This window comes from Streptomyces sp. NPDC040622, assembly GCF_055593965.1.
Genome location: NZ_JBVIXD010000003.1, coordinates 775,047 through 789,999 on the forward strand (window position 1 = coordinate 775,047; position 14,953 = coordinate 789,999).

The following is a 14,953-nucleotide window of genomic DNA, read 5'->3' on the forward strand; positions in this document are numbered from 1 at the left end:
GGGGCTCCCTCGCGGGGCGGCGTGGCGTGGCGTGGCGCAACGAAAAAGTCCCGGACGGCGTACCGTCCGGGACTTTCCTTTTTCTGGTGGCTGGGGCCGGGATCGAACCGGCGACCTATCGCTTTTCAGGCGATCGCTCGTACCAACTGAGCTACCCAGCCACGCAGGTCACCGAAGTGATCTGCAAGCGGTCCTGACGGGATTTGAACCCGCGGCCTCCACCTTGACAGGGTGGCGAGCACTCCAAACTGCTCCACAGGACCATGATGTGCAGAAGTGAACACTGCACAAGGTGTTGCGTGCCCCCAACGGGATTCGAACCCGTGCTACCGCCTTGAAAGGGCGGCGTCCTGGGCCACTAGACGATGAGGGCTAAGGGCCCGCCTGGGCGCTTTGCAGCGCGTCGGGGACGTGAGAAGCATATGGGATGCGGGGAGCTATCGCCAAAACGGTTTACGGGGAGGGGGTGGGGGAGGGCGTCGAGGGGGTCGCTCCGGGCCGGTTCTCCTTGGGGAGGTGGCGGCTGACCTCCGCCTTCGTCAGGCCGAGCCCGCCCAGTTCGATCTCGTCCCAGGCCTGCAGCCGCTTGGTCGTGCGGTCCAGGTAGAGGACCGAGGCCTGGACCGGGTCGGGGTATTTGCCCTCGACCGCGCGCAGCCCGCTGCCGCCCGTCGACCCCTCGATGCGCAGCCGGGTCCCCTCGTCCATGACCTCCATCCCCTGGTGGTGGACGTGGCCCGCGAGGGCGAGCGGCACCTCGCCGTCCGTCTCCCGCGCCGCCGTCGGGTTGTGCGCGATGGCGACGTCGACGGGGGTGCCTGCCGCCCGTTCGGCGCGCAGCGCGGAGGCGAGCCGGATGCCCGCCATGTGTTCGACCGCGTCGCCCTCGGCCTTCACGGAGCGGTCGGGGGTGTACTGCGGGTCGCCGATGCCGGCCAGGCGCAGGCCCGCGACCGTCACGGCCTTGCCGTCGTCGAGCACGCGGACGTTCTTGAAGCGCTCCAGGTAGCGCTGGGTGGTGCGCGAGTCGTGGTTGCCGCGGACCCACACGTAGGGCGCGCCCAGGTCCTCGATCGGGTCGAGGAAGCCGTTCTCGGTGGCCGAGCCGTGGTCCATGGTGTCGCCCGAGTCGACGATGACGTCGATGTCGTACTGCTCCACGAGCGAGGCGATGATCTTCCAGCTCGCCGGGTTCAGGTGGATGTCGGAGACGTGCAGGACCCGCATCGTGGTGGGGTCGGGCTGGTAGGCGGGGAGCGTGGACGTCGCGTCGTAGAGCTTGGTGACGTTGGTGACCAGGCGCGCCAACTCCTGCTGGTAGACGTCGAATTCGCTGACGATGCTGCGGGCGTTGCCGACGACGGAGGGCGCGCTGCCGAGCAGTCCGGAGAACTTGGGCTCCAGGACGGACTTCGGGTTCCAGGTGGCGTACGCCGCGGTGCCCGAGGCCGCGAGCAGGGCGAGGGCCAGGCCGCCGGCGGCGAGCGCGCGGCGCGGGCGGCGGTAGACGGCGAGGCCGAGGGCCGTGGCGCCGGAGACGACGGCGACGCAGGAGCGTACGGCGAGGTCGAGCGTGCCGTGCCCGACGTCGCGCGCGACCTCCTCCTGGAGCCCGGAGAGCCGCTCGGGGTGGTCGACGAGGGCCTGTGAGCGCACCGGGTCCAGGCGGTCCACGTCGACGTCCAGGCGGATGGGGGCGACGTGGGAGCGGAGCTCCAGGGCGCCCAGCGGCGAGACGTTGATCTTCGTGCCGCCGGACACGGACGGACGCAGCGTCATGCGTGTGTCCATCGGGCCGACCGGGGCCCGCACGCTGCCGACGATGAGCAGGCCGAGCCAGGCGCCGAACAGGACGACCGTGATCAGGCCGAGGGCCCTGGCGTACGGGTGCGGGGGGCTGATCAGCTCGCTGGTGGGGTGGGTGCGGCGATCGCGGTAGTGGCCTACGAGGGCGTTTCCCGCCCTTCGTACGCCCTGGAGGACGACTGGGACGTCGCGGGCCATTGGTCCCGTATGCCCAAGTGCGGGGACGGGTATGCCGGGACGCGGCCGGTGGCGTGACCGACAATGGGGGTGTGCTGGAGATGACGCGCGAGGAGTTCGAGGAACTGGTCGGCGAGGCTCTCGACCGGATTCCGCCGGAGCTGACACGGCTGATGGACAACGTGGCCGTCTTCGTGGAGGACGAGCCGCCCTCCGACGATCCCGAGCTGCTCGGGCTCTACGAGGGCACGCCCCTGACCGACCGCGGCGAGTGGTACGCGGGCGTCCTGCCCGACCGGATCACGATCTACCGCGGGCCGACGCTGCGGATGTGCGCGACGCGCGAGGACGTGGTGGCCGAGACCGAGATCACCGTGGTGCACGAGGTGGCCCATCACTTCGGGATCGACGACGACCGGCTGCACGCGCTCGGGTACGGGTGAGCGAGGCGGTCCGGCCTGGTGTGCGGGGCCCGCGCGGGTGGGGGTGGACCTCCGTGTCCTCTTGCGTGCCGGGGGAGTTGGGCAGGGCGTCTGGATTCTCAGCGCCTCAGGAGGTGCTCGGCCGTGCGCCAGTTGTACGTTCCCGTCCGATGGGCCGCGGTCGCGGTGGCCGTAGCGGCGACCGCGGGCTGCATGAGCGTCAGTGACGACGGGGCGGCCCCCGGGCCCGGGCGCTCCGCGGGGCAGCGCAGTGGCGCGGCCGCACCCGACGGCGGTCCCGTGACGCAGGGCGGCGACGCCGGGTCCGGCGGTGAGCGGGAGAAGGGCCGCGGCAAGGGGAAGGGCAAGGGCAAGGGGAAGGGCAAGAAGGGCGGGGGCAAGGACACGGCGCACGGGGGTGCGGACGACGCGAAGGGCGCGAAGCCCGAGGAGTCCTCCTCCGCGTCGGCCCCCGCGAGGCCGCCGAAGCCGGGCCGGCCGGGGAAGCCCACGCCGACGCGGCCCAAGCCGACCCCGACCCGTACGACCCCCACGCCCGACCCGCCGAAGCCGACGCCCACCCCGACGCCGGATCCCACCACTCCGGAGCCCTCGTCGTCGGAGGGCTCGGGGCAGGACGCCCAGCTCCAGCGGCGGCACGAGGAGATCTCGGGACGCGAGCCTTCGCCGCAGGTGGGGCCCCGGTAGGTGTGCGGGTGCCGGCTCGGTGGGGATTCCGCGGGCGGGGGCTGGTGGGCGCTTCCGGCGGGCCGTGGCGGGCGCTCCGGCGGGGTCCGGTGCGGGGTCCGGCGCGGGGCCCGGTGTGGGCTCCCTGCGGGCTCCGGCGCGTGCTCCGGGCGGGGCCTTTGCGCGCGCTCCGGGCGGGGGCTCCGCGCGTGCGTGAGGGCGAGCGCCGGGGCGGGTCCTCGGCGGGTCCTCGGCGGGTTCTCGGCACATGCTCGGCACGTGCTCACGGGCGGGTTCCCGCGGGGCTTTCCGGGCCCGGTTGCGTGCCTGGTCGAGGGTGTCGGGGGAGGGCGGTTTGCCATCCGGGGTGGTGGGTGCGTATGGTGGTAGATCGTTTGATCCCATTTGCCCGGCGCCGCCACAGAAGAGCGCCGCGTGGCGCGTACTCTCCCTTGCCGTGGCTGACCGCATAGAGGCGGTCCATTGCGAAATCACGGAGTTGACGGGCGCGTGCCGAGACTCCGGAAGGTTTCGCATTTCGCATGTCCATTTTCAGTTCTGACCACGCCGTCCTGCCCGAGAACGAGGCCGTCGAGGCTGTCGAGGCCGTCGAGAACGACGCCGTAGAGGTTGTCGCCGACGCCGTCGAGCCGGTCGAGTCCATCGAGGCCGCGGACGTCACCGAGGTCACCCCCGACGCCGACTCCGACGCCGACGCCCCCCGGGCCGACGCCGACGCCGACGCCGAGCCCGAGACCACCTTCGGAGACCTCGGTCTGCCCGAGGGCATCGTCCGCAAGCTCGCGCAGAACGGCGTCACCACGCCCTTCCCGATCCAGGCCGCGACCATCCCGGACGCCCTGGCCGGCAAGGACATCCTCGGCCGAGGCCGTACCGGCTCCGGCAAGACCCTCTCCTTCGGTCTGCCGATGCTGGCGACGCTGGCCGCCGAGGGCCGCACCGAGAAGAAGAAGCCCCGCGGTGTCATCCTCACGCCGACGCGTGAGCTCGCGATGCAGGTCGCGGACGCCCTCCAGCCGTACGGCGACGTGCTCGGCCTGAAGATGAAGGTCGTCTGCGGCGGTACGTCGATGGGCAACCAGATCTACGCCCTGGAGCGCGGCGTCGACATCCTCGTCGCCACCCCGGGCCGACTGCGCGACATCATCAACCGCGGCGCCTGCTCGCTGGAGAACACCCAGATCGCCGTCCTCGACGAGGCCGACCAGATGTCCGACCTGGGCTTCCTGCCCGAGGTCACCGAGCTGCTCGACCAGGTCCCCTCCGGCGGCCAGCGCATGCTGTTCTCGGCCACGATGGAGAACGAGATCTCCACGCTGGTCAAGCGCTACCTGAACAACCCGGTGACGCACGAGGTCGACAGCGCCCAGGGCAACGTCACGACCATGTCGCACCACATCCTGATCGTGAAGCCCCGCGACAAGGCGCCCGTCACGGCCGCCATCGCCGCCCGCAAGGGCCGCACGATCATCTTCGTCCGCACCCAGCTGGGCGCCGACCGCATCGCCGAGCAGCTCTGCGACTCCGGCGTGAAGGCCGACGCGCTGCACGGCGGCATGACGCAGGGTGCCCGCACCCGCGTGCTGGAGGACTTCAAGAAGGGCTACGTCAACGCCCTCGTCGCCACCGACGTCGCCGCCCGGGGCATCCACGTCGACGGCATCGACCTGGTCCTGAACGTGGACCCGGCCGGCGACCACAAGGACTACCTGCACCGCTCCGGCCGTACGGCTCGCGCGGGCCGCTCCGGCACGGTCGTCTCCCTCTCCCTGCCGCACCAGCGCCGCCAGATCTTCCGCCTCATGGAGGACGCGGGCGTCGACGCCGGCCGCCACATCATCAACGGCGGCGGCACCTTCGACCCGGAGGTCGCCGAGATCACCGGCGCCCGTTCGATGACCGAGGTGCAGGCCGACTCCGCGGGCAACGCCGCGACCCAGGCCGAGCGTGAGGTCAAGGACCTCACCAAGGAGCTGGAGCGCGCCACCCGCCGCGCCACCGAGCTGCGCGAGGAGGCCGAGCGCCTCACCGCGCGTGCCGCCCGCGAGCGCGGTGACGACCCCGAGGTCGCGGTCGCCGAGGCCGCCGCTGCCGCCGAGGCCGTCGTCGAGGCCGCCGTGTCGGTGCCGGAGCAGCCCGTGGCCGAGCGCCCGGAGCGCGAGGAGCGTTCCTCCTCGTACGAGAACCGCCGCCCGCAGCGCGACGAGCGCGGCAACTACGAGCGGGACCGCCGCGACAACCGTGGCGGTGGCTTCAACCGCGACGACAACCGTGGTGGCGGCCGTTCGTTCGAGCGTCGTGACGACAACCGTGGTGGCGGCTTCAACCGTGACCGTCGTGACGACAACCGTGGCGGTGGCTTCCGCCGCGACGACAACCGTGGTGGCGGCCGTTCGTTCGAGCGTCGTGACGACAACCGCGGCGGTGGCTTCAACCGTGACCGTCGTGACGACAACCGTGGTGGCGGCTTCCGCCGCGACGAGCGTCGTGACGACCGTGGCGGCCGCTCCTTCGAGCGCCGTGACGACAACCGTGGCGGTGGCCGTTCGTTCGAGCGTCGTGACGACAACCGTGGTGGCGGCTTCAACCGTGACCGTCGTGACGACAACCGTGGCGGTGGCTTCCGCCGCGACGACCGCCCCTCCGGCGGCCACCGCGGCAGCGACCGTCCGTTCAACCGCGACCGCCGTGACGACCGCCCCTCCGGCGGCTTCCGCTCCGGCGGCCACGACCGCCCGTCGCACACCCGCCGCGACGACCGCTCCGGCACCGGCACGGGCTCCTTCGGCCGCCGTGACGACAAGCCGCGCTGGAAGCGCAACGGCTGACCTGTAGCCAGGACCGCGAGGCCCGGCAGGACCGCCTGACCGAAGGGCCCGCACGACATCACGTCGTGCGGGCCCTTCGGCGTATCCGGAGAAGGCGGGCCGTGGCGCATGCCGTGCCCCCGGCGAGGGCATCGCTGGGGACATGACAAATGACTCGCGGGGAGTGCCCGGCTCCCCGTCACCCGTGCCCGGCTCGCCCCCACCCGCCCCCGGCTCCGACGAGGAGCGTCTCGCGCAGCTCGGCTACACCCAGGTCCTCGCGCGCCGCATGTCCGCCTTCTCCAACTACGCCGTCTCGTTCACGATCATCTCCGTGCTGTCCGGGTGCCTCACCATGTACCTGTTCGGGATGAACACCGGCGGGCCCGCCCTGATCACCTGGGGGTGGGTCGGGGTCGGGCTGATGACGCTCTTCGTGGGGCTCGCCATGGCGGAGATATGTTCGGCGTACCCGACCTCCGCCGGGCTCTACTTCTGGGCGCACCGGCTCGCGCCCGCGCGCTCTGCCGCCGCGTGGGCGTGGTTCACGGGGTGGTTCAACGTGCTCGGGCAGGTCGCCGTGACCGCCGGGATCGACTTCGGCGCGGCCTCGTTCCTGGGGGCGTACCTGAACCTCCAGTTCGACTTCGCGGTCACCGAGGAGCGCACGATCCTGCTCTTCGCCGCGATCCTCGTGCTGCACGGGCTGCTCAACACCTTCGGGGTGCGCATCGTCGGGCTGCTCAACAGCATCAGCGTGTGGTGGCACGTGGGCGGCGTCGCCGTCATCGTCGGCGCGCTCGCGTTCTCGCCGGACTCGCACCAGTCGGCGTCCTTCGTCCTCACCGAGTTCGTGAACAACACGGGCTGGGGCAGCGGCCTGTACGTCGCCCTCATCGGGCTGCTGATGGCGCAGTACACCTTCACCGGCTACGACGCGTCGGCGCACATGACCGAGGAGACCCACGACGCCTCGACCGCGGGACCGAAGGGCATCGTCCGGGCCATCTGGACGTCCTGGGTCGCCGGCTTCGTGCTGCTCCTCGGCTTCACCTTCGCCATCCAGTCGTACGAGGGGGCCCGCGGCTCCGCGACGGGCGCCCCGCCCGCACAGATCCTCCTGGACGCGCTCGGGGCGACGGCGGGCAAGCTGCTCCTGCTCGTCGTGATCGGCGCGCAGCTCTTCTGCGGGATGGCGTCCGTGACCGCCAACTCCCGCATGATCTACGCCTTCTCGCGGGACGGCGCGCTGCCGTTCTCCCGCGTCTGGCACTCGGTCAGCCCGCGCACGAGGACCCCCGTCGCGGCGGTGTGGCTGGCGGCGCTCGGCGCGCTGGTGCTCGGCCTGCCGTACCTGATCAACGTCACGGCCTACGCGGCGGTGACCTCGATCGCCGTCATCGGGCTCTACATCGCGTACGTCATCCCGACCCTGCTGCGGCTGCGCAAGGGGGACGACTTCGAGCGCGGTCCCTGGCACCTGGGCCGGTGGTCCCGGCCGATCGGCATCGTCGCGGTGGCCTGGGTGGGCGTGATCACGGTCCTGTTCATGCTGCCGCAGGTCTCGCCGGTCACTTGGGAGACCTTCAACTACGCGCCGATCGCCGTCCTGGTCGTCCTCGGCTTCGCGGCGGTCTGGTGGCTGGTGTCGGCCAGGCACTGGTTCCTCGACCCCGGTCACGCCCGCACACGAGCGCGCGACGCGGCCCGCGCGGGCCGTCCGGAACCCCTCGATCCGTAACGGCACCGGCCCTCGACGGCGATACCCGATCGGATGCCGCGGCCCGTCCCGCTATGCTCGGGGGTGCACCGACGAGGACCGTTAGCTCAATTGGCAGAGCAGTGGACTTTTAATCCATTGGTTGTGGGTTCGAGTCCCACACGGTCTACCGGACGGGCCCCTGGTCAGAGAGATCTGGCCAGGGGCCCGACGTCGTTCTGGTGGCCCGGGGATCCCCGGGCGTCCCGCTGTCGGCCGTAGGGGCGGCGGTCATGGTTTTTTCAGGGCCCGCACCCGGTCACGGGGAAACGCCGGCGCTGTGCGGGCGGCTCTCGGCACGCGCCGGATCCGTACCCCCTCGTCGCGGTCCTCCGCCGCCTCACGCTGCCGACGCGTCCGTCGGGCCGCCGGCCGCACATCCGGGTCCTGGCTTCCCGATCCGCCCGCCGGGATCGGATGGCAAACTCGGCGGGTGCAGATCGCGATGCTGGGGCCATTCGAGGTGCGGGGCGAGGACGGCCGGGTTGCCGACATACCGGGGGCGCGGCTGCGCGGGCTGCTCGTCGCCCTCGCGTTGCGACCGGGGCACGCGGTGCCCAAGGCGGTGCTCGTCGACTGGATCTGGGGGGAGCAGCCGCCCGCGGACGCGACGAACGCCCTGCAGCGCCTGGTGTCCCGGCTGCGGAAGGTGCTCCCGGACGGGACCGTCGAGGGGCAGACGGACGGCTACCGGCTGGCCGTGGAGCCCGACGCCGTCGACGCCGTGCGGTTCGAACGCCTCGTCGGCGCGGGGCAGGCCCGCGCCGGGGACCCCTCCGGACGGGTGCGGCAGCTGCGCGAGGCCCTCGGCCTGTGGCGCGGCGCGGTCATGCAGGACGTCGGGCTTCAGGACAGCGGCGCGTACGAAGCCGTGATCGCCCGGCTCGACGGGCTGCGGCTGACCGCCACCGAGGAGCGGGTCGACGCGGAGATCGCCCTCGGGCGCGGTGCGGAGATGGTCACGGAGCTGACCGACCTGGTGGCCGCCCACCCGCTGCGGGAACGGCTCGTCGCCGCCCTGATGCGGGCCCTCGTCGCCGCGGGCCGCGACAGCGAGGCGCTGCTGGCGTACGAGAGCGCACGGGAGGCGCTGGCCGGGGCGCTCGGCGTCGACCCCACGCCGGATCTCGCCGCCCTGCACGTCGCACTGTTGCGGGGCGAGCTCCGCCGGCCCGACCCGGCGCGGGAAGAGGCGGCCGGCCGGACCAACCTCCGTGCCGAGCTGACCAGTTTCGTCGGCAAGGACGCCGACGTCGCCGCGGTCCGCGAGCTCGTCGCCGAGCACCGGCTCACCACCGTCATCGGTCCCGGCGGCTCGGGGAAGACCCGGCTGGCCACTGAGACCGCCCGCACGCTGCTCGGTGAACTCCCGGACGGCGCCTGGCTGGTGGAGCTCGCCGCGCTCGGCGCGGACGGCGACGTGGCCGACGTGGCGCAGGCGACCCTCGCCGGGCTCGGCCTGCGCGACGCCCTCCTGGGCGGCGCCCCGAACGCGGAGCTGACCGACCGCCTCGTCGCCGCCATCCGCGAGCGGGACGCGCTGCTGATCCTGGACAACTGCGAGCACGTCATCGAGGCGGCGGCCGTCTTCGCCCACCGGCTGCTCGGGGAGTGCCGGAGGCTGCGGATCGTGGCGACGAGCCGGGAACCGCTGGGCATCACCGGCGAGGCGCTGTGGCAGGCCGAGCCGCTGGCCCTGCCCGACGAGGGCGCGGGCCCGGACGAGCTCGCCGCCGCCCCCGCCGTCCGGCTGCTGCGGGACCGGGCCGGTGCCGTGCGCCGCGATCTCGCCGTCGACGCCGCCACCCTCACGACGGTCGACGCCGCCACCCTCGCGACGATGGTGCGCGTGTGCCGGGCCCTGGACGGGATGCCGCTGGCGATCGAACTGGCCGCCGCCCGGCTGCGCACCATGTCCGTCGACCAGCTCGCCCACCGCCTCGACGACCGGTTCCGCCTGCTGACCAGCGGCAGCAGGACGGCGCTGCCGCGCCACAAGACGCTGCGCGCGGTCGTCGACTGGAGCTGGGAGCTGCTCACCGACGCCGAACGCACGGTCCTGCGCAGGCTCTCCGTGTTCTCCGGCGGGGCGGGTCTGGAAGCCGCCGAACGGGTCTGCTCGGGCGACGGCGTCGAAGAGTGGCAGGTCCTCGAGCTGCTCACCGCGCTGACCGAGAAGTCGCTGCTGCTAGCCGAGGGTGACACCGCACCGCGCTACCGCATGATCGGCACCATCAAGGAGTACGCGGGGCAACGGCTCGCGGAGGCGGGGGAGTCGGACCTGGCGCGCCACGCCCACCTGGCCTGCTTCACCGAACTCGTCGAGACCGCGGACCCGCACCTGCGCCGCGCCGAGCAGCTGGAGTGGCTGGCCCGCCTGGAGACCGACCACGTCAACATCAGCGCGGCGATGCGCGGTGCGCTCGCGGCGGGCGAGGCGCAGGCGGCGATGCGGCTCGCGGCGGGCGCGGGCTGGTACTGGTGGCTCGGCGGGCACCGGACGGAGGGCTTCGAGCTGATCACCGCGGCCACCAGGACGCCGGGCGAGGTGAGCGACGAGGCCAGGGCGATGGCGTACGCGATCGTCGTGCTGTTCGTGAGTTCGGGGCGGGGCAGCGAGCACGACGCCGCCCAGTGGATCCACCAGGCGTGCGAGTTCGGGCGGCGCAGCACGAGCCGCTACCCGCTGCTCGGACTCGTCGGGGCGCTGGAACGCCTGCTGGCGGCGCCGGGCGCGTTCCGGGAGGCGTGGGAGCCGCTGCTCGACGACGAGGACCCGTGGGTGCGCGCGCTGGCCCGGCTGCACCTGGGCAAGATGCGGATCGTGCTCGGCCTCGGCGGGAGGGACGCGCAGGAGGCGGACACGTATCTGGAGACGGCGCTCGACGAGTTCCGGGCGCTCGGCGAGCGGTACGGGACGTACTTCGCCCTGAGCGAGCTGGCCGACCGGATCGCCGTGCGCGGCGACTTCGCCGGGGCGCGCGCGCACTACGAGGAGGCCATCGCGGTCGTCTCCGAGGCGGGTGCCGCCGAGGACGTCATCCGGTTGCGGGCGCGGCAGGCGCAGCTGGCCTGGCTGCTCGGTGACACGGACGCCGTCGCGGCCGCCCTCGCCGAGGCCGAGCGGTGCGCGGAGCGGGTCACCTGGCCCGACGCGCTGGCCGACCTGGCCTTCGCGAAGGCGGAGCTCGCCCGGTGGGCGGGCGACACCGAGGAGGCGCGTCGGCAACTCGCCGTGGCGCGGGACGTGTTGGGCGACGAGATGGCGCACGTCCGCGCCGCGACGCACGACCTGCTCGGCTACCTCGCACAGGACCTGGACGAGGCCAGGGCGCACCGGGCCGCGGCCTGCGAGGCGGCGGCCGGGGCGGGATACGTGCAGGCCATCGCGCAGGTGCTCGTCGGTGTCGCGGATCTGGCGCTGCGCAGGGGCGAGTACGAGCAGGCCGTCCGGCTCCTCGCGGCGAGCACGGGCGTGCGCGGGCTGCCGGACCTCTCCCACCCGGACGCGACCCGCATCGAGGAGACGGCGCGGCGCCGGCTCGGCGACGCGGGGTTCGCCAAGGCGGCGCGGGAGGGGGCGCGGGCCGACTGGTCCGAGCTGGCGGGGGTCACGCTGGCTTCGTGAGCCCGGACGACCGGGGCCGCGCCCGCGGCCTGAGTCCCGCCGGGCCGGGGCCGCGCCCGCGGCCTGAGTCCCGCCGGGCCGGGGCCGTGCCCGCCGTCTGAGTCCCGCCGGGCCGGGGCCGTGCCCGCCGTCTGAGTCCCGCCGGGCCGGGGCCGTGCCCGCCGTCTGAGTCCCGCCAGACCGGGGCCGTGCCCGCCGTCTGAGTCCCGCCAGACCGGGGCCGTGCGCGCCGCCCGAGTCCCGTCAGGGCTTGCGGACCGCCTCGACCTCGAACTCCACCGTCACCTTCGAGCTGACGATGAGCGTGTCCACGGCGTTCGCGGTCACGCCCCAGTCCTTGCGGTCGATCGGGATGCCGCCCTTGAAGCCGACCCGGACCTCGCCCTGCGCGTCGCTCTCGCCGCCGGTCGACTCGACGTCCAGGGTGAGCGACCGGGTCGTGCCGCGCAGGGTGAGGTCGCCGGTGACCTTGTAGTGGGTCTCGTCGACCTGCCGCACTCCGGTCGAGACGAAGGTGATGACGGGGTGGTTCGCCGCGTCCAGGAACTTGGCGCGCACCAGGCCGTCGCGGGACTTGCTGTGGCTCTGGACGCTCTCGGAGCGGAGCGTGAGCCGGATGTCGGACCGGGTGGGGTCGTCGCCGTCCAGCCGCGCGCTGCCCTCGAACTCCTCGAAGTGGCCGCGCACTTTGGGCCCCACCGAGTGCTTGGCGACGAACCCGATGCGGGTGCGGGCGGTGTCGAGGACGTACTCGCCACTCAGCTCACTGAGCTTGGTGATGGTTGACATGCTTGGTCACTCCTGGGGTGGAAGAGGCAGTAAGCGTTCGGCGCAACCGGTCACTGGTAGAGGCGTCGTGGACGGACGACGTTCTGGACGGGACGACGTCGTGGGTTGACCGACGATACCGCCGCCGAACGGGCAGGTTCGGGCTGCTCAAGCGCCAACCCACCCCGAGTCGAGTGGAGTTGCGGGCGCGGGGCGCCTGTGGGGCGTGCGTGGGGTGCCCGTGGGGCGTGCGTGGGGCGTTCGCCGGTACGACTCACACGCCCCGCCCGGTTTCGACCCGGCGGGCACCGTGGTGTTGACTGTGCGGCTTCCCGTCCCCCGCGGACGGACCCGTACCGCCTCGGACCCGTACCGCCCCGGACCCGTACCGCCCCGGATCCGCCCGCACCCCGCCCGTTGGGAGTCTCACCGTGCCGCAGCCGCCACGCCTGGGCGTCGCCGTCATCACGATGGGCAACCGCCCCCGGGAGCTCGACGCGCTCCTCGCCTCCGTGGCCATGCAGGACGTGCCCGCGGACCGCGTCGTCCTCGTCGGCAACGGGTCGCCGCTGCCCGACGCGTCCGCCCTGCCCGCCCTTCCCGGCGAGCTGACGACCATCGGGCTGGACGAGAACCTCGGCTGCCCCGGCGGCCGCAACGTGGCCATCGAGCGGCTCATGGACTTCGGCGACGTGGACGTCGTCGTCGAGCTCGACGACGACGGGCTGCTCGTCCACGACGACGTCTTCCGCCGGATCCGCGACCTGTTCGCCGCCGACCCGCGCCTGGGCATCGCAGGCTTCCGCATCGCCGACGAGCACGGCGAGACCCAGCGCCGCCACATCCCCCGGCTGCGCGCCACCGACCCGATGCGCCGGGGTCCGGTCACCGGCTTCCTCGGCGGCGGCCACGCCCTCTCCACGGCCATGCTCGCCAGGACAGGGACCTGGCCCGCCCAGTTCTTCTTCGGGCACGAGGAGACCGACCTGGCGTGGCGGGCCGTCGACGACGGCTGGACGGTCCTCTACGAACCGGCCCTGCTGCTCCAGCACCCCAAGACCTCCCCGGCCCGGCACGCCGTCTACTACCGCAACACCGCCCGCAACCGCGTCTGGCTGGTCCGCCGCCGCCTCCCGCTGCCGCTGATCCCGGTCCACCTGGGCGTCTGGACGCTCCTCACGCTGCTGCGCACGCGGTCGCTGCCGGGCCTGCGGGCCTGGGCGGGCGGGTTCGTCGAGGGGGTGCGGACGCCGTGCGGCGGGCGCAGGCCGATGCGGTGGCGCACGGTCTGGCGCCTCACGCGGCTCGGCCGGCCCCCGGTGATCTGACCCGAGCGGCCGGCTGACCCGAACGGCCCTCTCCGGGCGCGCGCGGGCGGGTCCGGCGGGTCACGCTGAACTGCCAGCGGTCCACCGGGAGCCGGTGGCCGACGGGAGGTGCGGCATGGCAGCGAGGCACGGCAGAGCGGTGGTCGCCCGCCGGGCCGCACGAGGCGCTGGCGGGCTGCTGCTCGCGGCGCTGCTCGTCGCCCTCGCCGCGGCCTGCGGCTCCGGCGGGTCCGGCGGGTCCGGCACCCGTACGGCCGCGGCCCGCCCCCTCGACCAGGCGTTCACGCACCCCGGCGTCCTCGTCAGCAAGGCGCAGCTCGACCGCGTACGCGCCCACGTCCGGGCCCGCGAACAGCCCTGGACGAAGGCGTACGAGCAGATGCGGGGGAGCAAGTACGCGGCGGACGACTACCGGGCGAAGCCGTACGCCGTCGTGGAGTGCCCGCCCGGCACCCGCCCCGGCCGAGGCTGCGTCGAGGAGCGCGAGGACGCCCTGGCCGCGTACACCCAGGCCCTGCTCTGGAACATCACCGGCGAGCGCGCGCACGCCGAGAAGGCCGTGCAGATCATGGACGCCTGGTCGAAGGTGATCACGGAGCACACCGAGGAGAACGCCGGGCTGCAGACCGCCTGGGCCGCCGCCACCTGGGCCCGCGCAGCCGAGGCCGTGCGCTACACGTACGACGGCTGGAGCGACGGGCAGCTGCTGCGGTTCGAGCGGATGCTGCGCAACGCCTACCTGCCCCAGGTCAAGGACGGCTCCGTCGAGCGCAACGGCAACTGGGACCTGGTGATGGCCGACGCCACCATGTCCATGGCCGTCTTCCTGGACGACCACCCCACCTTCGAGAAAGCCGTGCAGCACTTCAGGACGCGTGTGCCCGCGTACTTCTACCTGACGTCGGACGGGAAGCTGCCCGTCTCCCCGGCGGGCAGTGGCATCAACACGGCCGCCGAGCTGAAGAAGTACTGGTTCGGCCAGGGCACCTACGCCGACGGCCTCTCCCAGGAGACCTGCCGCAACTTCAAGCACGCCAGCTACTCGCTCGCCGCCACCTCCCACATGGCGGAGACCGCCTGGCACCAGGGCGTCGACCTGTACGCGGAGGCCGAGGACCGGCTGCGGGCCGCCTTCGAGTTCCACTCCAAGTACCAGCTGGGCGCCGAGGCGCCCGGCTGGCTGTGCGGCGGCAAGGTGCAGCGCGACATGGGGCCCGACACCGAGGTCGGCCTGAACCACCTGCGGGGGCGGCTGCACCTGGAGATGCCGCAGACCGAGAAGTACACCGAGCAGCGGCGGCCGGAGGGCACGGACGACCTCTTCGTGGCCTGGGAGACGCTCACGCACGCGGGCAACGCGTAAGTGGTTCGACGCACCCCTCCGGATGGCGTAGAGTTGTGTTCATCGACGCGGGGTGGAGCAGCTCGGTAGCTCGCTGGGCTCATAACCCAGAGGTCGCAGGTTCAAATCCTGTCCCCGCTACTGAAGGCCTGAGGCCGGGAAGCATCAGCTTCCCGGCCTCAGGTTTTTTTCTGCCCCCCCCCGGAGC

9 protein-coding genes and 5 tRNA genes are annotated in these 14,953 nt (G+C 73.0%); 9 read left to right on the top strand and 5 right to left on the bottom strand.

Translation table 11 applies throughout. The annotated features are described in order from the left end of the window. Positions 1-84: 84 nt before the first annotated feature. From ACZ592_RS11980 to ACZ592_RS11995, 4 genes are all read right to left on the bottom strand, one after another. Positions 85-161 (bottom strand) — tRNA-Phe (locus tag ACZ592_RS11980). Between the two features lie 27 nt (positions 162-188). Further along, positions 189-263: transfer RNA gene (locus ACZ592_RS11985), tRNA-Asp, on the bottom strand. Between the two features lie 37 nt (positions 264-300). Further along, a tRNA-Glu gene (locus ACZ592_RS11990) sits at positions 301-373 on the bottom strand. Positions 374-453: 80 nt separating this feature from the next. After that, positions 454-2,004, bottom strand: a complete 1,551-nt coding sequence (locus ACZ592_RS11995) for a metallophosphoesterase family protein (RefSeq protein WP_471581368.1) — start codon at positions 2,002-2,004, stop codon at positions 454-456. A gap of 71 nt (positions 2,005-2,075) precedes the next feature. On the opposite strand from ACZ592_RS11995, the gene ACZ592_RS12000 reads away from it, so the two are divergent. From ACZ592_RS12000 to ACZ592_RS12025, 6 genes are all read left to right on the top strand, one after another. Then, on the top strand, positions 2,076-2,426 hold the full coding sequence (locus tag ACZ592_RS12000; RefSeq protein WP_471581369.1) for a metallopeptidase family protein: 351 nt from the start codon (positions 2,076-2,078) through the stop codon (positions 2,424-2,426). 123 nt (positions 2,427-2,549) lie between these two features. Continuing rightward, entirely contained in the window at positions 2,550-3,113 is a 564-nt protein-coding gene (locus ACZ592_RS12005; RefSeq protein WP_471581370.1) for a hypothetical protein, read from the top strand. Between the two features lie 521 nt (positions 3,114-3,634). Beyond that, a complete protein-coding gene (locus ACZ592_RS12010; RefSeq protein ID WP_471581371.1) occupies positions 3,635-5,941 on the top strand; it encodes a DEAD/DEAH box helicase in 2,307 nt (768 codons plus the stop codon). Between the two features lie 142 nt (positions 5,942-6,083). Next, positions 6,084-7,661 (top strand): amino acid permease, encoded by a 1,578-nt coding sequence (locus ACZ592_RS12015; protein ID WP_471581372.1) that lies wholly within the window; start codon positions 6,084-6,086, stop codon positions 7,659-7,661. Between the two features lie 75 nt (positions 7,662-7,736). After that, positions 7,737-7,809, top strand: a tRNA-Lys gene (locus ACZ592_RS12020). A 303-nt stretch (positions 7,810-8,112) separates the two neighbouring features. Continuing rightward, positions 8,113-11,307: an AfsR/SARP family transcriptional regulator gene (locus ACZ592_RS12025; RefSeq protein ID WP_471581373.1), complete on the top strand. Its 3,195-nt coding sequence runs from the start codon at positions 8,113-8,115 to the stop codon at positions 11,305-11,307. 243 nt (positions 11,308-11,550) lie between these two features. Here ACZ592_RS12025 and ACZ592_RS12030 read toward each other — a convergent pair whose 3' ends face one another. Further along, the gene (locus ACZ592_RS12030; RefSeq protein WP_471581374.1) at positions 11,551-12,096 is read right to left on the bottom strand and encodes a YceI family protein; all 546 of its coding nucleotides are present in this window, start codon (positions 12,094-12,096) and stop codon (positions 11,551-11,553) included. Positions 12,097-12,545: 449 nt separating this feature from the next. On the opposite strand from ACZ592_RS12030, the gene ACZ592_RS12035 reads away from it, so the two are divergent. From ACZ592_RS12035 to ACZ592_RS12045, 3 genes are all read left to right on the top strand, one after another. After that, positions 12,546-13,403, top strand: coding sequence for a glycosyltransferase family 2 protein (locus ACZ592_RS12035; protein ID WP_471581430.1), 858 nt, complete (start codon positions 12,546-12,548; stop codon positions 13,401-13,403). 115 nt (positions 13,404-13,518) lie between these two features. Then, positions 13,519-14,766: an alginate lyase family protein gene (locus tag ACZ592_RS12040; RefSeq protein ID WP_471581375.1), complete on the top strand. Its 1,248-nt coding sequence runs from the start codon at positions 13,519-13,521 to the stop codon at positions 14,764-14,766. Positions 14,767-14,812: 46 nt separating this feature from the next. Beyond that, positions 14,813-14,886 (top strand) — tRNA-Met (locus ACZ592_RS12045). Positions 14,887-14,953: the final 67 nt, after the last annotated feature.

Bases quoted from the DNA above. Each gene is read 5' to 3' on its own strand.
- ACZ592_RS11995 (WP_471581368.1), bottom strand. From the start codon at position 2,004: ATGGCCCGCGACGTCCCAGTCGTCCTCCAGGGCGTACGAAGGGCGGGA.
- ACZ592_RS12010 (WP_471581371.1), top strand. From the start codon at position 3,635: ATGTCCATTTTCAGTTCTGACCACGCCGTCCTGCCCGAGAACGAGGCC.
- ACZ592_RS12015 (WP_471581372.1), top strand. From the start codon at position 6,084: ATGACAAATGACTCGCGGGGAGTGCCCGGCTCCCCGTCACCCGTGCCC.
- ACZ592_RS12030 (WP_471581374.1), bottom strand. From the start codon at position 12,096: ATGTCAACCATCACCAAGCTCAGTGAGCTGAGTGGCGAGTACGTCCTC.
- ACZ592_RS12035 (WP_471581430.1), top strand. From the start codon at position 12,546: ATGGGCAACCGCCCCCGGGAGCTCGACGCGCTCCTCGCCTCCGTGGCC.
- ACZ592_RS12040 (WP_471581375.1), top strand. From the start codon at position 13,519: ATGGCAGCGAGGCACGGCAGAGCGGTGGTCGCCCGCCGGGCCGCACGA.